This window comes from Hymenobacter crusticola, from assembly GCF_002154225.1.
GTDB classification, from domain to species: domain Bacteria; phylum Bacteroidota; class Bacteroidia; order Cytophagales; family Hymenobacteraceae; genus Hymenobacter; species Hymenobacter crusticola.
In genome coordinates, this window is sequence record NZ_MTSE01000010.1 from 61,296 (window position 1) to 85,128 (window position 23,833).

21 protein-coding genes are annotated in these 23,833 nt (G+C 55.9%); 15 read left to right on the plus strand and 6 right to left on the minus strand.

Translation table 11 applies throughout. From position 1 onward, the window contains the following. The first annotated feature begins 41 nt into the window (after nucleotides 1–41). The 5 genes from BXP70_RS17965 (at nucleotide 42) to BXP70_RS17985 (ending at nucleotide 8,629) form a co-directional block, all read left to right on the plus strand. A complete protein-coding gene (locus BXP70_RS17965) occupies nucleotides 42–494 on the plus strand; it encodes a hypothetical protein (RefSeq protein ID WP_086595500.1) in 453 nt (150 codons plus the stop codon). A gap of 316 nt (nucleotides 495–810) precedes the next feature. After that, nucleotides 811–2,187 carry an MBL fold metallo-hydrolase gene (locus BXP70_RS17970; protein ID WP_086595501.1) on the plus strand — a complete coding sequence of 459 codons (1,377 nt, stop codon included), beginning with the start codon at nucleotides 811–813 and terminating at the stop codon, nucleotides 2,185–2,187. Nucleotides 2,188–2,408: 221 nt separating this feature from the next. Next, a complete protein-coding gene (locus BXP70_RS17975) occupies nucleotides 2,409–3,632 on the plus strand; it encodes an exonuclease SbcCD subunit D C-terminal domain-containing protein (RefSeq protein WP_086595502.1) in 1,224 nt (407 codons plus the stop codon). 100 nt (nucleotides 3,633–3,732) lie between these two features. Next, nucleotides 3,733–4,671 (plus strand): NmrA family NAD(P)-binding protein, encoded by a 939-nt coding sequence (locus BXP70_RS17980; protein ID WP_086595503.1) that lies wholly within the window; start codon nucleotides 3,733–3,735, stop codon nucleotides 4,669–4,671. 526 nt (nucleotides 4,672–5,197) lie between these two features. Beyond that, nucleotides 5,198–8,629 carry an SbcC/MukB-like Walker B domain-containing protein gene (locus BXP70_RS17985; protein ID WP_086595504.1) on the plus strand — a complete coding sequence of 1,144 codons (3,432 nt, stop codon included), beginning with the start codon at nucleotides 5,198–5,200 and terminating at the stop codon, nucleotides 8,627–8,629. A gap of 15 nt (nucleotides 8,630–8,644) precedes the next feature. Here the strand turns inward: BXP70_RS17985 and BXP70_RS17990 are convergent, their stop codons facing one another. Together BXP70_RS17990 and BXP70_RS17995 are read right to left on the minus strand one after the other, a co-directional pair. After that, nucleotides 8,645–9,718 (minus strand): DUF6687 family protein, encoded by a 1,074-nt coding sequence (locus BXP70_RS17990; protein ID WP_086595505.1) that lies wholly within the window; start codon nucleotides 9,716–9,718, stop codon nucleotides 8,645–8,647. 140 nt (nucleotides 9,719–9,858) lie between these two features. Further along, nucleotides 9,859–10,194, minus strand: coding sequence for an HNH endonuclease (locus BXP70_RS17995; RefSeq protein WP_245849674.1), 336 nt, complete (start codon nucleotides 10,192–10,194; stop codon nucleotides 9,859–9,861). Nucleotides 10,195–10,416: 222 nt separating this feature from the next. Here BXP70_RS17995 and BXP70_RS18000 point away from each other — a divergent pair, with 222 nt between their 5' ends. The 9 genes from BXP70_RS18000 (at nucleotide 10,417) to BXP70_RS18040 (ending at nucleotide 18,220) form a co-directional block, all read left to right on the plus strand. After that, nucleotides 10,417–10,860, plus strand: coding sequence for a hypothetical protein (locus BXP70_RS18000; protein WP_086595507.1), 444 nt, complete (start codon nucleotides 10,417–10,419; stop codon nucleotides 10,858–10,860). A 151-nt stretch (nucleotides 10,861–11,011) separates the two neighbouring features. Next, nucleotides 11,012–11,320: a thioredoxin gene (trxA, locus tag BXP70_RS18005; protein WP_086595508.1), complete on the plus strand. Its 309-nt coding sequence runs from the start codon at nucleotides 11,012–11,014 to the stop codon at nucleotides 11,318–11,320. A 124-nt stretch (nucleotides 11,321–11,444) separates the two neighbouring features. Then, complete coding sequence (locus BXP70_RS18010; protein WP_086595509.1) at nucleotides 11,445–13,784, plus strand: TonB-dependent receptor; 2,340 nt, start codon at nucleotides 11,445–11,447, stop codon at nucleotides 13,782–13,784. A 43-nt stretch (nucleotides 13,785–13,827) separates the two neighbouring features. Beyond that, nucleotides 13,828–14,658 (plus strand): DUF4249 domain-containing protein, encoded by an 831-nt coding sequence (locus BXP70_RS18015; RefSeq protein ID WP_086595510.1) that lies wholly within the window; start codon nucleotides 13,828–13,830, stop codon nucleotides 14,656–14,658. 84 nt (nucleotides 14,659–14,742) lie between these two features. Next, nucleotides 14,743–15,189: a hypothetical protein gene (locus tag BXP70_RS18020; protein WP_086595511.1), complete on the plus strand. Its 447-nt coding sequence runs from the start codon at nucleotides 14,743–14,745 to the stop codon at nucleotides 15,187–15,189. 249 nt (nucleotides 15,190–15,438) lie between these two features. Continuing rightward, entirely contained in the window at nucleotides 15,439–16,293 is an 855-nt protein-coding gene (locus tag BXP70_RS18025) for an ABC transporter ATP-binding protein (RefSeq protein ID WP_086595512.1), read from the plus strand. Next, on the plus strand, nucleotides 16,277–17,056 hold the full coding sequence (locus tag BXP70_RS18030) for a hypothetical protein (RefSeq protein ID WP_086595513.1): 780 nt from the start codon (nucleotides 16,277–16,279) through the stop codon (nucleotides 17,054–17,056). Before BXP70_RS18025 ends, BXP70_RS18030 begins: the two co-directional genes overlap by 17 nt. Nucleotides 17,057–17,073: 17 nt before the next feature. Further along, nucleotides 17,074–17,484, plus strand: coding sequence for a GntR family transcriptional regulator (locus tag BXP70_RS18035; RefSeq protein WP_086595514.1), 411 nt, complete (start codon nucleotides 17,074–17,076; stop codon nucleotides 17,482–17,484). Beyond that, a complete protein-coding gene (locus BXP70_RS18040) occupies nucleotides 17,468–18,220 on the plus strand; it encodes a hypothetical protein (RefSeq protein ID WP_086595515.1) in 753 nt (250 codons plus the stop codon). The genes BXP70_RS18035 and BXP70_RS18040 overlap by 17 nt, the downstream gene beginning before the upstream one ends. Here BXP70_RS18040 and BXP70_RS18045 read toward each other — a convergent pair. Beyond that, the gene (locus tag BXP70_RS18045) at nucleotides 18,182–19,009 is read right to left on the minus strand and encodes a purine-nucleoside phosphorylase (RefSeq protein WP_086595516.1); all 828 of its coding nucleotides are present in this window, start codon (nucleotides 19,007–19,009) and stop codon (nucleotides 18,182–18,184) included. The two genes, BXP70_RS18040 and BXP70_RS18045, sit on opposite strands and share 39 nt — an antisense overlap. Before the next feature lie 198 nt (nucleotides 19,010–19,207). Here BXP70_RS18045 and BXP70_RS18050 point away from each other — a divergent pair, with 198 nt between their 5' ends. Then, nucleotides 19,208–19,900 carry a PKD domain-containing protein gene (locus BXP70_RS18050; protein WP_086595517.1) on the plus strand — a complete coding sequence of 231 codons (693 nt, stop codon included), beginning with the start codon at nucleotides 19,208–19,210 and terminating at the stop codon, nucleotides 19,898–19,900. Between the two features lie 131 nt (nucleotides 19,901–20,031). Here the strand turns inward: BXP70_RS18050 and BXP70_RS18055 are convergent, their stop codons facing one another. From BXP70_RS18055 to BXP70_RS18065, 3 genes are all read right to left on the minus strand, one after another. Next, complete coding sequence (locus tag BXP70_RS18055; protein ID WP_086595518.1) at nucleotides 20,032–20,382, minus strand: nuclear transport factor 2 family protein; 351 nt, start codon at nucleotides 20,380–20,382, stop codon at nucleotides 20,032–20,034. A 156-nt stretch (nucleotides 20,383–20,538) separates the two neighbouring features. Beyond that, the gene (gene sppA, locus BXP70_RS18060) at nucleotides 20,539–22,302 is read right to left on the minus strand and encodes a signal peptide peptidase SppA (protein WP_086595519.1); all 1,764 of its coding nucleotides are present in this window, start codon (nucleotides 22,300–22,302) and stop codon (nucleotides 20,539–20,541) included. A 154-nt stretch (nucleotides 22,303–22,456) separates the two neighbouring features. Beyond that, on the minus strand, nucleotides 22,457–23,800 hold the full coding sequence (locus BXP70_RS18065) for a replication-associated recombination protein A (protein ID WP_086595520.1): 1,344 nt from the start codon (nucleotides 23,798–23,800) through the stop codon (nucleotides 22,457–22,459). Between the last annotated feature and the right edge of the window lie 33 nt (nucleotides 23,801–23,833).

Here is a 23,833-nt window from a genome sequence, read left to right on the forward strand (position 1 = left end):
CCATCCAACCGGCAGTAAGTACCCAAACAGACACACCCCCTATGAAAAAGTTGCTCATTCTCCTCGCGGCTTTCGCTTTGTCCACGGGCGTCGCCTCCGCCCAAACCGATGATCTGTCTACTGCTGGCGGTACGGCCCGCGGTGGTATGGGTCGGGGCATGCAACGCTCGCCCGAGCAAATGGCCGAGGCCCGCGCCAAACAGCTTACTACCCAGCTAGGTCTGAACGCCGACCAAACCGAAAAAGTACGCCAGCTTACACTCACCCAAGCCCAGCAAATGCAGGAAAAGCGCGCCAGCGCCATGGCCAGCGGCGACCGGACTACTATGCGCAACGACATGCAAGCTGCCCGCGAGCAATACGAAACCCAGCTCAAAGGCATCCTGACGCCCGAGCAGTACACTAAGTACGCCACCATGCGCGAAGACCGGATGGAAGGGCGTAAAGAAGGCAAGGCCAAAATGAAGGACGATAAAGTCAAGCTGAAAAGCTAGGCTAGGTTCCTTCTTGGTTCTCCGCGAAAAGCCCCGGCCACTCGGTCGGGGCTTTTTTATTGATTATCTATTTCTCTGATCTTGACGACTGCTCACCCTCCTCGTTACCTTATCTTTTTTTGAACGCTCAAGCATAAACCCTTTAGGTAGAACCATGTATCTTAAGGTCGTAGACGCAGGTATCACCTTGAACAGCTTAGCCCAGCAGGGGTTCTTCTGCTTTGAGACTGCTCGTCCTACGTGAGCTTACGTATATTTGAAGTAGTCACGCCTGCTTCCGCGTAAGTAGTCGTGCCTCCCACCACAACCAACCACCATGAGTCCTCTGCCGAGTAGTAGTACCTCCGTTCAGATTCAGCAATTTTATGACAAGGGCCTAGCGCATGCCAGCTACGCCATCCGCTGCGGCCGCCAAGTGGCGCTCATCGACCCAGGCCGCGACCCTCAACCTTATTATGATTTCGCCGATGAACACGACGCGCGCATCGTGGCAGTCATCGAAACCCATACCCACGCCGACTTCGTCTCCAGCCATTTAGAAATAGCGGAGGAAGCCGGCGCTACTATTTACTGCAGCAAATATTCGAAAGCTCTTTACCCGCACGATACGTTCGACGACGGCGACCGAATCAACCTAGGTACCATGGAGCTGCACGCCATCAATACGCCCGGCCACTCGCCCGACAGCATCTCAGTACTGCTCATGGACGATAGCGCCCAGACCCGGGCCGTGTTTACCGGCGACACGCTTTTTGTGGGCGACGTAGGCCGCCCCGATCTGCGCGAAGATGCAGCCCTCGGCAGCCACCAGCGCGAAGAACTTGCCGCGCAACTTTACCGCAGCACCCGCCAGCGGCTGATGTCGCTGCCGCCCGCTACGCGCGTGTACCCAGCGCACGGCCCCGGCTCCTTATGCGGCAAAGTAACCAGCCCCGACCTCGATAGCACCATCGGCAAGGAGTTGAAAACCAACTACGCCCTACAGCCCATGCCGGAGCAGGAGTTCGTGCGCGTATTGTTGGAGGACCAGCCATTTGTGCCGAAGTATTTTCCTTACGATGTCGCGCTCAACAAGCTAGGTGCCCAGCCCTTTGAAGACAGCGTGCGCGCAGTGCCGCGCTTGCAGTCAGATGCGCTGCTAGCAAACGACGTTCTGGTGGTTGATACCCGGCCAGCGGCTTCGTTCCGCGCTAGTCACTTGCCGGGCGCCATCAACCTGATGGACGGTGGCAAGTTTGAAACCTGGCTAGGCTCAGTTGTGGGCCCGAAAGAGTCTTTCTATTTGATTGCTGATTCGCAGATTGCCCTCGACACGGTTATCCGCAAAACGGCCAAAATTGGCTACGAAACCAACATTCGCGGCGCGTTGCTCACGCCCCCTGTGCTGCCGGTTACCAGTCCTGAGCTCGACCTAGAACACGTGCGCCAACGTCCCGAGGATTTTACCATCGTTGATATCCGCAACACAACGGAAAGTAAGCAATCGATTTTTCCGAATGCGCTACACATTCCCTTGCCCGAATTGCGCGACCGCGCGGGCGAGGTGCCAATCAACAAACCTATTTTGGTGCATTGCGCGGGTGGGTACCGCTCGGCGGCGGGTGCTAGCATTTTGCAGGCCGCCCTCCCCGGCGCCACCGTGTACGACCTAGGGGAAGCCATTACGGAGTTTGAGAAGCAGCCCGTGCACTAGGCATCACCTTTCTCAATGTACTCGCCTCGGCTGCGCGGCTTTCCTTCGGAGGTAGCGCGGCCGGGGCTTTTTGCGTCGGCATAGGCAAAGCACCTAGGTTACTCTAGCGCCAAACATACCATGCGCCGCACGCCGCCGACGCTTCCCGCAACAGGACCATTCTAGCTTCCTCACCGAAAATCAGCTATTTTCGAAGTTGATTTCTTTGCTTTTCCTCTCCTATGCGAATTCTTCACACGGCTGATTGGCACCTAGGTCAGCGCTTTATTGGCGGCCACGAGCGTACCGAAGAACACCGGCATTTCCTTACCTGGCTGGTTCAGACGGTACGCGAACAAGCCGTAGAAGTGCTCGTGGTGGCGGGTGACGTGTTTGATACCGGTTCGCCGTCGAATGCCGCGCTGGAGCTGTACTATAACTTTCTGCTGCAAATGCAGGCCACCGACTGCCGCGATATTGTGATAGTGGGCGGCAACCACGATTCGCCTGCCACACTCAATGCCCCGGCTCGCTTGCTACGCCACTTGCGCGTGCACGTGGTAGGCTGCGTGCCCGAGTGCTTTGACGAACAAGTACTTGTGCTAGACGATGCCCTCGGCAAACCTGGACTGGTAGTGTGCGCCATCCCCTTCTTGCGCGACCGGGATGTGCGCCTGTCGGTGCCGGGCGAATCGGCGGAGGAGCGCGAAACCCGCATCCGCCAGGGCATTGCCGACCACTACGCTCGCGCCGCCGAGGTCGAGTTGGTGTGGCAGCTCAAAGAGGCAGGCGTGCCGGTACTAGCCACCGGTCACCTGTACGCCGCCGGGGGGGCTGCCTCCGATTCGGAGCGTACCATTCACGTCGGCAACCTAGGTCAGGTGTCGGCCGAGCACTTCCCAACGGTATTCGATTACGTGGCCCTCGGGCACTTGCACCGGCCGCAGCGCGTGGGGGGCCGCGAGCATATCCGCTACTCCGGCTCGCCCATTCCCCTCTCCTTCTCCGAAATCGACCACGGCAAAGAGGTGGTCCTACTGAATTTCGCTTTAGGCAGCGTAACAATCGAACCCCTCGCCGTGCCCGGCAGCCGACGGCTAGCCCGCTTCCATGGCAGCCTGGAAGAAGTGCTCAGCAAGCTCACCACGTACGACAACACAGGCTACTCGCTGCCCGCCTGGATCGACCTGGAAGTGCGCTCCGAGCTCGGACAAACCGAAGTTGCCGAGCAGCTCCTGAAGGTCCTTGCAACGCTCGATCGTACCCAGCTTGAAGTTCTAAATCGTCGTCACCTGCGCCTCGTGGCTTTGCGCCCGCTCGATGAGCCCGAGCCTCTTACCCGCAGCCTCCACGACTTCACGGAGCGCGAAGTGTTTGAGCGTCGCCTGGAAAGCGAGCCGGAAGAAGCACGCCAAGACCTACTGCGCACCTTCGACGAACTCCTAGAATTGATGCGGGAGGCGTAGCGCGCACTATCTATAACATTCTCTGCCTTCGCCTGTATGTCTTGTTACGCTTCGTAACAATATAATTGGGCGCAATCTCAGTTTCTAACAGCAGATTTTAATGGCGACAAAGCCCACCACCCCTAATACCCTAGCTTCAGAACCGGCTACCATCGTGCTAGCTGGCTCTACTGGCGCCCTAGGTTTATTGATTGCCCATCATCTTCGGCGGCGAGGAGCCACAGTGCGGGCACTGGTGCGCCCGGGCAAGGGCAACACTGCCGAAGCCGCTTCGCTGCGCTTGCAAGGGTGTGAGCTAATAGAAATTGACTATACTAACGCCGAAGAGCTAACAAAAGCCTGCGCTGGCGCAACGTGCGTGGTATCAGCGCTGTCGGGGCTGCGCGAGGTGATTGTGGAGGCGCAAACGCGCTTGCTCGACGCGGCCGTAGCCGCGGGGGTGCCGCGCTTTATCCCCTCTGATTACTCAGCCGATTTTACCCGTTTGCCAGAGGGCTCAAACCGCAACTTCGACCTGCGCCGGGAGTTTCAGCGCCGAGTTGATCAAGCACCCATTCAAGCCACGTCTATTCTCAACGGCATGTTCATGGACCTGCTCAAGGGTCAGGCGCCGGTTGTGTTGCAAGGTCCGCGCCGAGTGGTGTACTGGGGCGACGCCGATCAGCCGCTGGATTTTACCACCATGGTCGACACCGCCAACTTCACCGCCGCCGCCGCCCTCGACCCAAGCACCCCTAGGTACTTGCGCGTGGCCGGTGAAGTAGCCAGCATCCGCGAGTTGCAGGCCGACGCCAGCAAAGCCACGGGAAAGCCCTATAAGTTGTTCCGGGTTGGAAGCCTAGGTTTTTTGAAAGGCATGATCAACGTGACGCGCACCCTGATGCCAGCCAAAGACGAAGTATTCCCACCTTGGCAGGGTATGCAGTATTTGCACAACATGTTCACGGGCCTAGCGAAATTAGAGGAGCCGCTAGACAACGACCGTTACCCGGATATTCAATGGACCAAAGTGCCAGACGTACTGACAGCAAAACGTTAGTTTCTAACAAGACACTTGACACTAAAAGCAACGCCACCTAGGTTACCTAGGTGGCGTTGTTGGTTTAGCGTTTCCACTGCGTTTTGCGAAACCGCTTCCAACTTCGCTGCCGATTTAGAATGGTAGCGTTCGAAGTTTCAACTCCGTGCGGAAAGCAAAATGGACATTCATTCTTGCAGTGGGTTACCCGCGCAACTTGCACATTTGAAATCTTGGTGGGCAGAGCAGCAAATGGTCTTTCTGCAAGGATGCCAAAGGATTTTATGAGTTGTTTGACTCGTTTCATAAAGCTTTAGGTTGGTACCTAAAGCGGGCTTCCCTTAGCGAATGTGGGCATAAGAATCATAGCAGCTGAAAGATTATAGCGGCGTTTTTACTTGCCTCCGCAGCACAAGTATAGGTATCTTCGTGGTCTTACAAGTTTGTAGTGACGGCATTTTGCGGCTCTTCTCTTAGCTGCCCTCACGTCACTTAGCACGACAGTCTCTTAGCTCTACCCGGTTCTTTCTTTCGCCGGCTTCCACCTATGAAAATTCTCCGCGTCCGCTTCTTCAACCTGAACTCACTGCGCGGGCAGCACGAAGTCGATTTTGCCAACTCGCCGCTCGTTGATGCCGGCTTGTTTGCCATTACCGGCGCTACTGGCGCGGGCAAAACCACTATTCTCGACGCCATTACCCTAGCCCTCTACGGCCAAGTGCCGCGCCACGACGGCAGCGGCCCCGAGCAGGTGATGAGCCATGGCACGGGCGAAAGTTGGGCGGAAGTGGAGTTTGCCGTGAATGGCAACTGGTACCGCGCCAAGTGGGGCCAGCACCGCGCCCGCAAGCGCCCTGATGGCCCCCTGCAAGATTCGCGCATGGAGCTGAGCGAACGGCGCGTGATAGGGGGCGAAGAAACCTGGCCTTTTCTGGAGACCTACAAGTCGAAGGTCCCGAGTAAAGTGGCGGAGCTGAGCGGCCTAGAATACCGGCAGTTTTTGCGCTCGGTGTTGCTGGCGCAGGGTGAGTTTACGCGGTTTCTGAAGTCGAGTCCCGGTGAGCGGGCACAGTTGCTGGAGAAGATTACGGATACGCGTAAGTACTCAGATATTTCCGTGTTTGCCTTCCGTAAGGCGAAGGAAGAGGCTCAGCACGTAGACGTATTGCGCGCCGGGCTGGCTGGCGTCACGCTGCTTTCCGCCGCGGAAGTGCTGGAGCTAGAAGCGGAAGTACAGAACCTGCAAAGCCAAGTAACCATTGCTACTAAGGAGCAACAGCGTCTGACGGAAGCACAAAACTGGCTCAACCGCTTGATTGAGCTTACCACGCAGCAGCACCGCGGCCAACAGCAGCTTACGGAGCTCACGGCCAAAGCTGAAACGCTAGTTCCCGCCCAGCAACGCCTCGATAAGCACGCCCAAGCCCTACCCTTCCGCACGCCGTGGGCGTTGCTACAGCGCGCGGAAGAAGACATTCAGAAGCTCCGGCGCAGTGCAGACGATTTGCGCCAGCAGCTTCCCCAGCTCCAACAGCAGCTAGCTGCTGCCACCCAAGTACGCACTGCTGCTGCCGAAGCTAGAACGGCAGCTCTGGCAACTCAGCAGGAGCAGGAACCTCGCTTGCGCGCCGCTGAGCAGCTCGATTTGCTAGTGCAGCGCGACGAAGATCTGCTCCTACAAGCTAGGCAGCTCTACGACCAAAGAAACGAGCAGTGCAAACGCCAGAAAGCGGAGCTAGACCAACTGGCGGCGCAGGCGCGCGCCTTCCAGCAACAAGTAACCGAGCTAGTAGCGTGGCTCAACCAACACCGGCCTCTAGCCGAGCTAGCCGACACTCTACCAGAACTCACAGCTCACCTGCAGGACTGGGACCATCTGCGCAGCGAGCTAGGCCAGCTACGGCAACGCCAACAAGGGCTTCAGCAACGGCAGCGGCAAGCAGCAGAGGCTGTTACGAAGCACCAGCAGCAGGCTAGCTTCGCCCAGCAGCAGCTCACCGACCTAGGCGCGCAGTTGCAAGTTGCCGCCACTCACCGCGACCAGTGGCTGCGGCGGTTGCACCATCACCGGGCGCAGCTAGAGCGCGATTATCAGGCGCAGCAGCAGCACTGGGACGACCTGCGCCGCTCCATGCAGCTCCAGCAGCTTATTCTTTCGCACACCGAAACGCGCGAACTGCTCACGCCGGGGCAGCCGTGCCCGGTGTGTGGTGCCCTTGAGCACCCTTTTGCTGCTGGTCTGCTAGGCATCAGCGAAGAGTCGTTGGAGCGCGACAAAAACCGGGAAGAGGAGCTTAGCCAGAAGGTACGCGCGCTGAACACGCGCCTGAACCGCACGTCGACTTACGTGAACATGCTGGAGCAAGCCGGCGGACAGCTTACTGCCGCCCTGCCGGGTACCTTGTCTTTGCTGTTGGAAGCCGACGAAAAGACAGCTGCCGACGAAGTAAAGGCGGTGGTGCAGCAGCTACGCACCCTAGAGCAACAACGACCGGCAGCCGAAGTAGCGTTAGCGCAAGCGCTTAGCCAGCAGGAAAGTGCACAGCGCCAGCAGCAGGAATACCAGCAAGACCTAGCCACGGTAACCGCCGCGCTTCACGACGCGGAAGAGCGCGTACCGCTAGTGAAGCAGCAGATCAGCAGTTTGCTGAGCAGCTTTGGATTGAGCTTCAATGAGGAAAATGGGCGGGAGCTAATTGCTCGGTGTCGGCAGCTCAGCGCGGAGTTTGAGCAGAAGAAAGAGGCATTGGCTTCGCTGGAAAAGCAGAGCGAAACCAGCCAAGCTAGGTTGAATGAACTCGGCAAAAATCACACGGAAACCCATCAGTGGCTGCGCGAAAACAAGCAGGACTTGGTCGATAAGTATGCCGCCATTCAGCAGCAGAAAGCGCAACGCCAGGCCCTTTTTGCAGGCCCTGACATAGCCGTGGCTCGCCAGCAGTTTGCCGATGAAGTGCAGCGCCGTACCGCGGAGCTGGAGCGCCTCACGCAAACGCTGCACGAACAGCAAACCCGTTTCACCCGCGCTGAAGATCAGCTTCGGCAGCGTGAGCAGGATGCGGAGCACCAGCACCAAGAGCGCCAGCACCAGCATGCTGCCCTCGTTGCTAGCCTAGCGGCTGCGGGACTCCCCCACGACCCTGCGGCGCTGACCAGCTTGCTCTTACCCGATACAGAAGCACGCCGCCTCACCGATGAGCTACAAAGCCATGAGCGCGCCGTGGCCGCTATCCAGCAGCGCCTCGCCGAAGCCGCCCAACAGCTTCAGGTAGAACAAGCGCGGGCCCTGACCGATGAGCCTTCCGAAACGATTCGTGAGAAAGTCAAAGCTCTTAATGAAAACCTAGCCCTGCTCAACCAGCAGCTAGGGCAACGGCAGCAGCGCCTCGCCGATCATCACCGCGGCCTAGAGCGGCATGCCAAGCTAGCCGTTGAGCTAGAGCAGCAGCAGCAAGAAGCTCGCCGCTGGCGCGGCCTCGCCGACCTCATTGGCGCAGCCGACGGGAAGAAGTTCAGCGAGTTTGCTCAAGGCCTAACCCTGGCCCGCCTGACGGAGCTAGCCAACCGCCACCTGCACCGCCTCAACGACCGCTACCGCATCACACGGAACCCCGACGAGCACCTTGACCTGCTCATCGTCGATCATTACCAAGCCGATAGCACGCGCTCCATGAATTCGCTATCAGGTGGCGAAAGCTTTCTGGTGAGTCTAGCGCTAGCCCTAGGTCTGTCAGAATTAGCAGGCCGCAAAACGCAGATCGACACGCTATTTATTGACGAAGGCTTCGGTACACTCGACCCTGACACGCTAGATGTGGCGCTTTCTGCATTAGAAACGTTGCAGGGCTCCGGCAAAATGATTGGCGTCATCTCGCACGTAGATGCCTTGAAGGAGCGCGTCACCACGCAGATTCACGTGCGTAAGGGCGCCGGAGGAGTAAGCTCCCTACGCGTAGTAGGGTTTGGCGAAACTAGCTAGGCGTTATGTTTCAGCTTACGAGGCCATTGCCTTAGCGCCCACTTCCCGAATTTCCGTCCAGCTCCAGTACCGCCTGGGCGTAATGGCCGCGTAATGCTGCTGGAAGAACGTGACTATCTCGTGCTCCATCACTTCTGGGGGCATCGAAGACGTGTAGATTGGACGCTGATCGGGGTCGGCGTAGCGCTGCGCTTTGGTAAGGCCTTTGCCCGCAAGACGCAACAACGGCCCCGTGTCGGTCACGGGGTCGAAGGTCCAGCGGCGGGCGCTGGTTTCCAGGGCGTTCAGGCGAGTAGCTAGGTTATCGAGTGGCAAACGGGGCAGCGTCGGCCGCGACTCTAGGTCGATCCACGTGGTGTATTTGTATTCAAATTCATACCGTTGCCCACCGTAGCAGCTTAGCACCATATCAAAGCCCGCCGTCGGCCCAAACAAGGCGTAGTACGGCAGCGGCTCCGGCGTGTGCACCACCAGCAGCCCAATTTCTGGGTAGCGCGTGAGGTATGTAGCAGAGCTTTGCATAACGGCACTAGCCTCGTGTACGCGCACAAACTCCGGCTCCCAAGCTCCACGGCCGACCTCCGGATTTTCCAGTATTTCGCCGAAGGCGGGCAGAAACCACGCAAATTTGTCAGCGGAAGCTTCATCCTCGCGACGCCGAACGGCTGGTGCCCCAAAAGGCGGGTAAAACAGTGCTTTTTCTTTGGCGTTAAGCCAACACACCAGCTTTAAGGCGTGGTCAGCTAGTGGGTTGTTCCAATCTAGCTCCCGAAAATCGCCGAGGGTGGCCGTGAGCCGCAGCAGCGCTTCGTGGCGCAGAGCGGCCTCAGGATACAGCAAGCTCCACACCCCCACAAACCCATCTACATCAAAATGATTGGCCGACACAGCTGCTGCAGCGAAGCCAGGCACAGTAGGCGCGCGCAAAGCACGCAACACAGAGCCAGCGCTGGTATCATCGCGCAACGACTCCGGAGTAGCGGCGCCGCGCCAATGGGCGAGCACCAGCGCGGCACCTAGGCCAGTACTATCTACTAGAATAGTAGGCTGTTGACGCAATTGGGCGAAGGGAACAAAATAGTGTTGCATGAATCGTAATGAGAAACGGCTCAGCCAGCGCGCTTCAGCCCGCCGCCGGAAAGCTCGAAGATAAGACCAGTGCCTTCTAGGGGTATGCTGCTGACGGAAACGATACGAGCTTTTGTGCGCGAAGAAAGCATGTGCCACCCCTAGTTCCAGCGCCGACGCCGATTGGAAATGTGCTCTACCCGGCTGCGCCGAATCCAGTGCAGATACTTCTGCAACTCTTCTGCTTCTCGTAGCGCTTCAATGGTACCGTACTTCCGGGCTAGCTCTCGGTTGCTCAACAGCAAATGAACGGTGCTGTGGCAGGGCTGGCACAGATCCGCGACTGGCCCGTAGCGCCCTCCTTCTTCTCGTGGCACTAAGTGGTGGCGCGTCACGTGCCGAACGTATCGCAAGCACAACTGGCACTGCGGCTCGCCGCTGGTTCGGCGCTCTGTTTCGAGAAATTGATCTGAATGAACCGTACGACGACGTGGCATACTTCTTATTGATTCAACAATAATCACACGCAAACACGCATGCTTTTGCAAAGAATAACCCTTGGTGCTATCAACTTGATAAATTTTCAAGTACAGCTATAGTTCAATTTTAGTTGATTGGCTAGCATTTTGCTTTTCTACTTCTTAGATGATTCCCAGCGTCCTACGGGGCTTACTGCGGTATCAACCATACTTGTCTTGCTTGTCATTTCTCTTCCTTCTATGCGTAACGCTACTCCCGCTTCTACCTCCTCTTTTGCGCATGTTTGCCGGGCCTTTGGCTTGCTTCTAGTGCTATTTTTTCTTGCTCCAACAACCTCCTACGCTCAAACGTGGCTGGTGTCGACTGATCCTTACGTGAAGCTGGGCGTGGTGGATAAATTTGGACAAATCGGCACCTATACCGCCAAGTTTGTCGTCACCAACCAATCTACGGGCAAGGAATATATCCTTTCCAAGCAGGTTGACTCACCCCAAAAAGGGATTGACGTGGTATTTCCGTCGGAGCCGTCGGAGGCGGAATATTTCGCTACGAGTGCCGGCGAAGCAGCCAAAGCAACGCCGGGCAAGTACGTTTGGGAATGCCAAGTAGCCGGAAAGCGTGTGGTGAGTGGCCGCTTCACGCTGGCACCCGCCGCCAACGACATCACCGTAATCGAGAAATAAAGCAACCTAGCTTTTGGAAAGAGCCCGGCGCACTTGCGCCGGGCTTTTCTCTTTTGCACTATTCCTTTTGCCAGCAAGTTTCGTAGTAAAGCCGAAGCGCTTGTTGTTGTGGCTAGCGCTTCCCAATTTGTGTACTTAACGAAGCTTGATCATGCCTAAGAAGTCTTTTGCCGAACTTATTAATAGTCCCGGAATGCCGGTTCTGGTCGATTTTTACGCTGACTGGTGTGGCCCCTGCAAAACCATGGCGCCTATTCTGGAGCAAGTAGCCGCGCAACACCAAGGAAAAGTAAAAGTGATTAAAATTGATGTCGACCGTAACCAAGCGGCGGCCCAGCAATTCCGGGTTCAGAGCATTCCCACGCTGATTTTATTCCACAAAGGACAGCCAGTATGGCGGCAGGCGGGCGTGGTATCAGCGCCGCAGCTTACCCAGACGTTGCAATCCTACGTGCAATAGCGTACTTGCGAGTAGTGCTACTAACACAGCGCAAAAGTTATATCGTATTGAAAACACGATAAATAACGGAGAGCCGACGTTAGGGAAGCGCATCTTTTTACCTTTGTGCTTTCCTGCTGTCGTAATGCGTTTTAGACTTTTACTGTTCGTTTCCCTTCTCGGATTATTGGTAGTTAGCGCGCCTCTGCCTGCTTGGGCACAGGCGCGCTTTACGTTGAGCGGTTACGTACGTGCCGATTCAAAAGAGGCCTTGCCGGGCGCTACGGTGGCGGCTCCCGCCCTCGGCACGGGTGTCACAGCCGATTCCACGGGCTTCTACTCGGTGTCGTTGCCGGCGGGCACGCAGGACCTTGTGATTTCCTTTATTGGCTATCAAACCCTGACGCGCACTATCAACCTGACCAAAAACCAGCGGCTCTCCTTCAGCCTAGCTTCGGCCAACAACGAGCTCGGTGAAGTGGTGGTGCAAGGCTCGGGTACCTTGGAGCAGAAGCTACGGGCCCCGCAAATGAGCGTCGAGCGCCTCACGGCTCGCGAAGCCAAACTTCTGCCGGCGCTTTTTGGCGAGGTCGATATTCTGAAAACCTTACAGCTCAAGCCCGGCGTGCAAAACGGCGGCGAGGGCACCAGTGGCCTCTTCGTACGGGGCGGCTCCGCCGACCAGAACTTGTTCTTGCTAGACGATGCCGTCGTGTATAATCCGTCGCACTTGTTCGGGCTGTTTTCGGTATTCAACTCAGATGCCGTGCAGAGCGTGGATCTGTACAAGGGTGGCTTTCCGGCGCAGTACGGCGGGCGCTTGTCGTCGGTGGTAGATGTGAAGCTACGGCAAGGCAACCCGGAGAAGATCGGGGTAAGCGGCGGCATTGGGCTTATTTCTTCGCGCCTAACGGTGGAAGGGCCCGTTAAGAAAGGCAAGGGCTCGTTTCTCGTGTCGGGCCGGCGGACGTACTTCGACATTTTCACCCGCCAGATCAACAAGCTCAACGAAGGGTCTCCGGACTACAACCCCATCCCGGATTATTACTTTTACGACTTCAACTTCAAGGCCAATTACAAGCTAGGCGACAATGACCAGGTGTTCCTGACGGGCTACCTAGGTCGTGATATTTTTGGCTTCAACAGCACCAATGGTTTCAATATCAGCTTCAACTGGGGCAACACGGTAGGCTCCCTGCGCTGGAACCACGTCTTTTCGCCCAAGTTGTACGTGAACACCACTGTCTCGGGTACCGACTATAAATACCAGATTGGTAACCAGCTCGACCAGTTTGGCTTCGGTATCTCGTCGAATATCCGCGACCAGGCCATCCGTACCGATTTTGACTATGCGCTCAGCAAACGACATGCCCTGAAGTTTGGCGCCACGGTTACCAACCACCAATTTGGGGTAGGGCGCCTGAATGCCAATAGTGGCGACGGTACGCTCAACATCAACTCCGATGTGCATTACACGGGGCAGGAAGCTGGGGTATACATCTCTGATAATTTCCGCGTCAACAAAAACTTGCAGCTAGACTACGGGTTGCGCCTCACCGGCTTCCAGTCCGGCTCCGACCACTTTGGCGGCATCGAGCCACGCTTCGCCGGTCGGTATTCAATTTCGCCTAAGACCTCGCTGAAGCTGAGCTACGCCCAGATGTACCAGTATGTGCACTTGGTGACAAACTCCGGCGCTACGCTCCCAACGGATATTTGGTATCCATCGCGCCTGAATGTGAAGCCCCAACGCTCGCAGCAAGTAGCGACGGGCGTGAGCTTTCTGCTAGGCAATGGCAAGTTTTTGCTGACGGATGAAGTGTACTACAAGTGGGCGCATCACCAGGTGGATTTCCGTGACGGAGCGCAGCTTTTTGCCAACTCCGATTTGGATGCCGAGTTTTTGTTTGGCAACGGCTGGGCCTACGGCAATGAGCTGTACCTGGAGAAAAAGCAAGGCCGCACCACGGGTTGGATTGGCTACACCCTAGCTTGGACCAAGCGCAAGTTTCCACCCCAACGAGGCACGACGGGTATCAACAACGGCGAAACCTTCTATCCAACTTATGATCGCCGCCACAACCTGACGGCAGTGGTGCTGCACCAGCTTTCCACCCGGTTCAACCTCACGGGCTCCTTCGTCTTTTCGTCGGGCAACCCAACCACGCTACCACAGAGCCGCTTCATTTACCAAGATATCTATGGCGCTAATTACAACGTGGTGCCTGTGTACCCCGAACGCAACAGCTACCGCCTCGCTTCCTACCACCGGCTCGACCTAGGGGTGGTGTATAAATTCCGGCCGCGCCACGGCGAACAAGACTTGACGCTGAGCATTTATAATGCTTACAATCACCGCAACCCGTACTTCATCTACTTCGATCAGGTTAAAGACGAGCAGACGAACCTAGTAATTGGTTACCGGGCTCGGCAAGTGTCGCTGTTCCCAGTTATCCCGGCGCTTACCTACAATTTCAAGTTCTAAGTTCTGATTCAGTAGCCTTGCTTTCCGTTCCTTTTGTCGCCCTATGAACTTCCGTCCCACCTCGTTGCGCCTGCTCCATACGTTACCTGTTTTCTTGCTAGCCAACTGCGGCTTGCAGAAAGACATTGATATCGAGTTACCTTCTGGTCCGGCTCAACTCGTGGCGGAATGCTACCTGGAAGACGGCATCACGCCGCGCCTCACGGTGACGGAAACCGTGCCTTACCTCTCAACGACCGAAACCATCACGCTGCCCGAGGTAACGGTGGTCCTTACCTTACCCAACGGCACTCACGACACGCTCCAATACGCACCCGGCCTGGACCGGCGCACGCGCAAGACGTACACGCACATCAGCAAGCGGCGCCTTACAGCCCGCCCCGGCAATACCTTCCAGCTGGATATTACGGATAAGCAAGGCCGCCACCTAACGGGCACGGCCACCATGCCCACGACTATTCCCATCGAATCGGTGGAATGGAAGTTTAATGACAAGCCCGAAGGAGAACGTCAGGCGTATGTGCTAGCCCGGTTCCAAGACCCCGCCAACACGACCGACTTCTACCGCTTCCAGATCCACAAAAACTTCGTCAATAAGGACACGGAGAGCGATTACAACGTCGATGACCGGCTAACCAACGGACAGCTCGTTACCCTAGGTACCAGCTACCGGTTCAATCCACAGGATACGCTCGTCATTAGCTTGTATCACATCGATCAGCCGTACTACCAGTTTATGCAATCGACGGATGATGCGCGCAGCGCGAACGGTAACCCCTTCGCCCAACCATCGGCTATCCGATCGACAGTACAAGGCGGCGTAGGCGTGTTCACGGTGCTGAACTACCAGCGCAAGACGGTTATTCTGAAATAATTATCTTTTCTAGCTAGCTCTTATGCAACGTTTGGAGGCTAATAGGTCTCCTCTACATATCCTTTATACCTAATTCTTTCCTATATGCTTCGTACAGTTACTACCTATCTAAAATTTCTGAGCCTCGGCGCCTTCTTGGTGAGCTGTAATGCCGCGGGGATAGAGCCGGGGAAATGTGGGTGCACGCCTCCCCCCCTAGAGCCCGTGACCATGGCGCAGGTCGTACACACGTGGCAGCTAGAGCAGATAATGGCTGGTAGCCAATACACCGATGGCCCAAATATTAAAGACCGATATCGTATCCAGTTTATGGCCGATGGTCGTTACGCCCAAACGTTGCTAGCTGATAGCACGGGCTACATCGGAACTTGGAAGCTAGCCGGTGATGGCAATCATACGCTACAGCTCACCGACCATAAAGGAGTAGCCCAAGAATACACAATCAATGGTGTTAATACCCAGAGATTACTTTACGGCCGTGGAAATAAAGAGAACAAGTACGAGCTCTATACTTTCACACTAGTACGCTAAGCTAGGCTTGGGGCTTACGCCTATGCTGGCTTGCAACAAGCTAGCTGTCAAGCCTACGGTCTAACACTTAACTCGCCTTTCTGCCGCTGTTTGTACCCGTCGTGGTACGAGCAGCAGCAGAAAGGCGAGTTTGTTTATGTAAGCTGTTGACTGCTAAAAATATTTTTCGGGGTACCCTGTACAAGCAATAGAAGCAATAAGTATGTTTATGGTGTATTACATCAATAGTACACCATAACAGTAATAAACATGATAAAGGTTGAGAATTTGAGCTTCGGCTATCCTGGCCGTCCTCTGTTATTAGAAGACTTGTGCCTAACCTTGGAGCAAGGGCATATCTATGGGCTGTTGGGCAGAAACGGCGCGGGCAAAAGCACGCTGCTCAAGAACTTGGTGGGGCTAGCTTTTCCGCGGGCAGGTCAGTGCTTGCTCAATGGCCAGTCGACTGCAAAGCGTTTACCCTCCATGCTGGAGAAGGTGTACTTCCTGCCCGAGGAAGTGTATGTGCCGGCCCTCTCGGGTGGGCAGTTTGTTGCGCGCACCGCTAGCTTTTACCCGCAGTTTGATGGAGCTAGCTTTCAGCGCTACCTGCACGAATTTGATGTGCCACTACACGCTGTGCTAAGCCAGTTGTCCTTTGGGCAGCAGAAGAAATTCATGATTGCCTTTGGCCTGGCTACCAACACCAACCTGCTGGTGCTGGATGAGCCCACTAACGGCCTGGATATTCCTTCGAAAGCGCAATTCCGCCGATTGATTGCCTCGACCCTCACGCCGGAGCGCTGCGTTATCATCTCCACCCACCAGGTACGCGACCTAGATAACCTCATCGATACGGTAGTGGTGCTGCATCAACAGCGCATTGTCCTGAACGAAGACCTCGAGCAGCTAGCGGAGCACCTCACTTTTGCGACGGTAAGTCCCGCTCACGCGCACGAAGCGCTTTACGCCGAAGACTCGATGCGGGGCCAGCAGGCGATTTTGCCTAATCTCACCGGCAGGCCCAGCAAGATTGATTTAGAGTTATTGTTCAATGCCATTACGGCGCCTAATCAGGCGCTCACTTCCTACCTCAACCAACCTAGCTATGTACAATCTGTTTAGTCTGCCGCGCTTTAGCCGGCTGTTTCAGAAGCACACCGCCGAACACTGGAAAAGCTACTTGATGGGTGCTGGCGTGCTAGCGGGCGCTCTGCTGCTGGTGCTAGGTTTTCTGAGCTATCTGAACGGCGGCGCACCCAACACCAGAGCCCAGGCTGTGTTTTTTGGGATGTTCATGCTAGGCGGCGGCTTTCTGTTCACCAGTAATATTTTCGCCGATTTTAGCGGTAAGGCGCGGGCCATTGCAGCCCTGAGCTTGCCCGCCTCACACCTCGAAAAGTACGTGGTAGCGTGGCTGTACTCTTTCTTGTTCTTCCTGCTTGTCTACATCGGGGTCTTCTACGCCGTCGATAGCGTAGTTATAACGCTTGCGAAATACGGAACCCAGCAGAAGCCAGTGTTGAACCTATTTGCGCGGGAGGAAAAAGCCTATTATTCATTTCTGCTGTTTGCCGCCGTGCACAGCCTAGCCTTATGGGGAAGTTTGTTTTTCGAGAAGCTCGCTTTTATCAAAACAGCCGTAGCCTTTTTTGCCCTCCTGATGCTGGTGAGCGTGCTCAACTACAGCTTTTTGAAGTCAACCCTGGGCGTTGATTTGCGCTTTAGCCTTCCTTTTTTGAGCGCCGATTTCATTGAGAATGAGCGTGCGTACTATCGCCTCACGCCCACGGGCACTCAACAGTATTTGCCGGAGCTTATGCTGCTGGTTCTTTCCGCTCTTTTCTGGCTGGCCGCCTACGCGCGGTTGCGCGAAAAGCAACTTTAAGCCGCGAGGCTCTACCCATGGAATTCAAAGATAATGAAGCCATTTACCTGCAAATAGCGGCCTACGTGAGCGACCAAATCTTGCTGGGCACGTGGCCCGAAGAGCATCGCCTGCCCTCGGTGCGCGAGCTAGCCGGCGACTTGCAAGTGAACCCCAACACGGTGATGCGCACCTACGACTTTTTGCAGCAGCAGCAAGTGATTTACAACAAGCGCGGCATCGGCTTTTTTGTGGCTCCCGCCAGCGACGACAAAATCAAGGTATATCGCCGCGAACGGTTTGTGCAGCAAGAGTTGCCCGAATTCTTCCGCACCATTTTCCTGCTCGGCATCAGCCTCGATGAAGTGCAGCAACGCTATGCTACCTACACAGCCACGCATTTTCCTACGTCTCCTCTCCCTTCCGTTTCCCATGAAAACCAGCAATAAATTAGTTTTGGCGGCGCTGGCGGTGCTGCTTGTGGCTCTTGGCCTTTATAATAACGCGCTCCGGGCCGAATACCGTGCCGGCTCTTTCCGCGACCCACTCCGGGATTTCGTGACGCTGCCGCTCCGCGATTTCAACGCGCTGCATCTGGAGGCGGCTAGCCTAACCAGTGTGCGTATTCAGCCAGGCCCGTACAGCGTGCGGGTTTCTAAGTCCCTAAACGACGTACTGCACGTGCAGCGGCGCGGACGCGAACTGACCCTAGGGGTCCACTTTCCCAGCGAATTCCGCCCCCTTTTCCTGGGCAACCGAGAAGCAACGATTATCATCACGTGCCCAAGCCTTGCCGCGTTGCGCACCGATGCCACCTACACCGTGAAGGGCAAGACCCAGACGGACCTAGCCCAACCCTGGGACAACTGCCGGGTGTTGGTGAAAGGCTTTGCGCAGGATAGCTTGCTAATCCAGGCCGACAATGGCAGTTTGGTTGAGCTACGCGATAATACGCTCCACCGGCTGCGGGTAATAGCTGGGCATGCCACTGGTGGCCCTGTTGTGCGCTTTCAGACCGGCAACCACATTCAGCAGGCCCAGCTCACGATGAGTGGCAAAAGCAAGTTGGTGTTCGAGGAACTCGCTATTCCGGATCTGCGCTACCAGTTTGCCGATAGTGCTACCACTACCCTACCCGGCCGCAGTCTAAGTGCTTTGCTGCCGCGCAATGACCGCTTTAAATAAAGCGGTTAGACGCGGTTCCGCGTCGGCGGCGGCGCGCAAGATGTCGGCTAGCTCCACGGGCTTCAGCTTGCCGGGCGCGCACAAGTCGGTGATAACCGACACGGCCAGCACTGGCAGGCCGGCGTGGCGGGCGGCAATAACCTCGGGCACCGTACTCATGCCCACGCCATCGGCGCCGATGGTGCGCAGGTAGCGATACTCGGCGGGTGTTTCGAGCATAGGCCCAGGCAAGCTAGCGTACACGCCTCGCCGCACCTTGTCGGCAAAACCTAGCTCGCGGGCGGCGGCCTCGGCTTGCATCAGCAAACCTAGGTCGTAAGGCTCATACATATCGGGGAAGCGCGGACCTAGCTCATCCAGGTTTTTGCCCACTAGCGGGTTGCTGGGCTGCAAGTTGATATGATCCTCAATCAGCATCAGGTCGCTGTAGTTCATCTCAGGGTCGAGGCCACCGCCGGCGTTGCTCACAAATAGCTTCTTGATGCCGAGCAGCTTCATCACGCGCACCGGAAACACCACCTGCTCCATCGAGTAGCCCTCGTAATAATGGAAGCGCCCCTGCATCACCAGCACCCGCCGGCCCGCCAATGTGCCCGCCAGCAAGTTGCCGGAGTGGCTTTCCACCGTCGACACGGGGAAGTGCGGAATGTCGGCGTAAGGCAAAGTGTGCTCGATGGTTACGTCTTTCACCAAAGCACCTAGGCCAGTCCCGAGGATAATGCCGAATTCGGGTTGGAAGTCGCCAATTTGCTGGCGGATGTAAGCGGTAGCGTCGCGGAGTTGTTGCATAGAGAAAAGAGCCAGAGGCTACAAGTATACGCATTGTAACTTCTGACAGGAGCTATTCCTTACTTCTACACTCATTATAGGCTCGTAGCAGCCTAGCAGTAATGCATCGTGCAGATAGTCACGGTGCTTTTATGCTTTAGCATATTTATTGATGTATATACTTATTTTATAAAATAATAAAGCTGCGATTCATTAATCATGAAGCTTCCTTTACTACTCTTAGCATCTGCTATTGTATTAGCCTCTTGCGAAGACAATGAAATTCAACCTGATACCGAGTTTGCTACGGCCTTCGACTTGCCAGAGAACGGTGAATCGGCAACTACCATAGTTATCCAGAACAAGTCCAAGAATGGGCTGCGGTACATGTGGAACTTTGGCGATGGCACTACTTCACAAGCAGAAAATCCTTCGCATATCTACGAATCACCGGGCGTGTATTCAGTTAAGCTTAAAGCATTAGGTTTCGGAAAAAGTGACTCCGTAACCAAAACGATCAAAATTGCGCCTTTCAATCTTTTCAACCGCATAGATCTGCCATTTTCCGGAACCTACCTCTGCAAAGTCGTTTATGAGTACAGCGCTTACCAATCACCTACTACTAGAACGCGCTTGCCTGACCAAGAAGTAGTTATTGCGGCAACCGGTGCAAGTAGCGTGCAATGGGGCGATGCGCTGCTTAACTATTACCCTAGCGTGCCGGGCGCACCTCAGCTTCCGCATGGCACTGCCTATAATTTTTATAGCTTGAATACGTCAGCCGCGCCACGTGTAATCGCCAACGCCACTTTCTACACTGCTGGCGATAGTGCCGTTTTTAGCGTTGCCAAGCGAACAGGCGCCAGCAACGGTACGGGCACCACCATTTACCACGGCATCCGACGGCCGTAGTGTACCTACCATTGTAGGAAAACAAAACGCCTCGTCTGCGACGAGGCGTTTTGTTTTCCTACCTGAGCAGCCTTTACTTAAAAGGTAAAGCAGGTCAATAATCAAGCTTCTGACTACTGAGCAGATAGGTACTACACTTGCTCAATGTCCATTTGCCGCAGCAAGCCGTCTTCGACGGTGTACAGGTGCTTCACCAGACCCTCAAAAATTAGTTTTCCCTGCATATCCTTCACTAGCTGCTGCACCGTTACTTCTAGTCTCCCATCGGGTAGTTCCCGGATAGTGGTAGGCTCAACGTGTGGGTCCAGTTCTTGCCATTGCCGCTGCCAATACGTTCGCACTTCGTCGTGGCCGGTAGCATAGTCGCCCTCCCAGGCCCGCGACCAGCGCACCTGGGGGTGGAGCGTGGCAAGGACCGTCGGGATGTCGCGTGCGTTGAATGCAGCGTATGCTTGCCGAATGAGCGTTTGGGGAGTATCCATGAGTTGTGGTAATATATAGAGTACACTACTTAATCTCATTTGGGCGCAACGATCACCATTGCTACCAAAAAACAGCTGCTTAAAAAGGTAACCGGCACCCAGGCGAGTACTCCGTTGAGTTCAGCCTGGGTGCCGGTTACCTTTTTAAGCAGCTAGCTATTGAATACTCAGCTCAAACGGCAACCTAGCTTGCACGCCTTGCATCTGGGTGAGCTTCTTGTATTGCTCGTACATGGGGTACATGGGGCCCATTTCCTGCTTGATCATTCGCAAGCGAGCTTCCTCGCCAAAGCTATTGAATAGCGCTAAAAACGGGTTGGCGTCTTGCTTGGGCAAGTACTGCACTTTGTATTCGTCAGTTTTCAGGTTGGCCCGACGAGCGGCAATACGCATGGCATCATCGAAGGAGCCGAGCACATCGACGAGGCCGCGGGCTTTGGCTTCTTCCCCCGACCATACCCGCCCCGAGGCCAGGCGGCGCAAGCGCTCTACCGGCATGTGGCGACCTTGCGCGGCTTTGGTGGTGAAGTCGGCGTAAATACGATCCACTTCTTTCTGGAGCTGTTGCTTTTCGAAAGCCGTGAGCGGGCGCGTGATGGTGGGCAAATCAGAGAACTTACCGGTGGTCACGCGGTCGGTGGTCACGCCTAGCTTGTCGCGCAGCAGCGGCTGGATGTTAGGCAATACGCCAAACACCCCGATGCTGCCCGTAATCGTGTTTGGGTGCGCCACAATGGTGTCGCAGGCCATGGCGATGAAGTAGCCACCCGAAGCCGCCACGTCCGACATAGAGCAGATAACGGGCTTCACTTTCTTTGTGAGGGCTACTTCGCGGTAGATAATATCCGACGCCAGCGACGAGCCACCAGGGGAGTTTACGCGCAGCACCACCGCCTTCACCTTATCATCTAACCTAGCTTTGCGAATAGCTTCCGCGAAGCGCGTGCTGCCAATATTGTCATCGCCACCTTTGCCCGTCACGATGTCGCCTTCGGCGTATACAACAGCTATGCGGTTGCCACTGGCGTCGCCTTCTTCATCCTGCGACTTCGCGTAGCGGTCGAGGCTGATCATACTCAGCTTCTTGTCTTTAGCCACGCCCACTTTACCCTTCATATAGTCGAGGGCTTGGTCGTAATACCCTAGGTCCGTCACGAGGCCGAGCTGCTTGGCGTCGTCGGCATTATGAACCAGCATCGAGTCGCTGATGATCTTGATGCGGTTCGGGGCAATACCCCGCGCCGTGGCTACGTGGCCGAGCATGAAGTTATTGAGTGAGTTTAGGAACGACGTTGTTTGCAGCCGTGCCGAGTCCGACATGCTTTCGCGGAAGTAGGGTTCCACTGCGCTCTTGAACGAACCTACGCGGAAGATATATGGCTCGATGCCAGCCTTTTCGAATAGATTCTTGTAATAGTACGTTTCCGAGCTGAGGCCGTTGAACTCCAGCGTGCCCTGCGGATTCAGGTAGATTTTGTTGGCGACTGAAGCGAGGTAGTAGCTCTTTTCGGAAGCTAGGTCATTGTACGCCACAACAAATTTGCCTGACTTTTTGAAGTCCAACAGCGCGTCGCGCACCTCTTCTAGCGTGGCCATACCAGCTTGCACGAGCTCCACATTCAAGAAGATGCCCTTGATATCGTCGTCGGTTTTGGCGCGGCGAATTGCGTCTTTGAGCTGGTCAAGGCCCGTGCTTTGGGCGTTGTCGCCGGTGATGTAAGCGGCAAAAGAACCCGGATTTTCGCGTTCCGAAATAGGCTTATCTAGCTTCAGCTCCAGCACAGAGTTGGTGGCTACTACCACGTCTTTTTCAGAGCGGGAGGCGCTGTAGGCTAGCCCGATCAGCACCACCACGCCGATTACGGCGAAAAGTACGAGGCCTACCAGGGTAGCCAGCACGTACTTAAGAAATTGTCTCATGTAGATTGAAAAATAGGTAGATGGTAGCCTAACAAATGTAGAAGGCTTTGGGTGCTTTTCCGCGTGGCGTAGCGCTGACTTTGAAGTCCGCGTTTGTCTCATAGCACGTTGGCCGCTGCTACTGGCAAGTGCGGATCACGAAGGCCGCGCTACGTTAATATTTGTACTTCTCGCCCCACCACTGTCGTAGCCGCTCGCGGAGCTTGGCTTCGCTGGCATTTTGGCCGGGCTCGTAGAAAACAGTACCGCTGAGCGCCTCGGGCAAGAATTCTTGGTAGGCGAAGCTGCCTTCGTAGTCGTGCGAATACATGTACTCGTTTCCGTAACCTAGCTGCTTCATCAGCCGGGTAGGCGCGTTGCGTAGCGGAATAGGCACCGCCTGCACGCCTTGTTGCCGTACGAGCGAGCGAGCTTGCTTGATGGCAAGGTACGAGGCGTTGCTTTTGACGCTGGTAGCCAGATACACCACCGTTTGCGACAGAATAATCTCACTTTCAGGCATCCCGATCACGGTTACAGCTTGAAAGCAACTCTGCGCCAGCATCAACGCATTGGGGTTGGCGTTGCCCACATCTTCGGAGGCAAGGATGAGCAAGCGGCGGGCAATGAACTTCGGATCTTCGCCGCCTTCCAGCATCACAGCCAGCCAGTACACCGCCGCGTTGGGGTCGGAGCCGCGGATGCTTTTGATGAAGGCCGAAATAACGTCGTAGTGCATTTCGCCGCCTTTATCATAGCGAGCTAGGTGCTGCTGCGCTAGCTTTTGCACCACGTCATCCGTAATGACAATTTCGCCCGTGGCCGGGTCGGGGCGGCTAGCTTCCACTACAATTTCGAGCAGGTTGAGCAGTTTGCGCGCATCGCCCCCCGAGATGGTGAGCAGGGCGCCGTACTCAGCCATGCGCACGTTGCGTTGCTTCAAGATTTCATCTTCCGCCAGCGCCTTATCCACAATGCTGATGAGCACATCTTTGTCGAGCGGCTCTAGCACGTACACCTGCGCCCGGCTCAGCAAGGCCGGAATGACTTCAAAGGAGGGATTCTCCGTGGTGGCTCCGATGAGCGTAACCACGCCCTGCTCCACCGCCCCGAGCAGCGCATCTTGCTGCGACTTGCTAAAGCGGTGAATCTCATCAATAAACAAAATGGTATTACGCTGCTTTTTGGCCCGGTCAATCACCTCGCGCACGTCCTTCACGCCCGCGTTGATGGCGCTCAAGGCCGAAAAAGGCAGCTTCAACTCGTCGGCCAGTAGGTGCGCTAGGGTGGTTTTGCCTACGCCGGGTGGTCCCCACAGGATGAGGCTAGGCAAGCGCCCCGCGTTTAGGTAACGCCGCAGCACGCCCTCCGGGCCTACCAAGTGTTGCTGGCCAGCATAGTCGGCGAGGGTGTGGGGGCGGCGCCGCTCGGCCAGCGGGGCGCCGGGCCGCGCCGCCGTAGTAGCCGAATGAGCGGAAGAAGCAGAAGCGTCAGAGTCGAACAGGGAACCGGTAGCCATATAACCTAGGTGAGGCGCAAAAGTAGGCGGTTG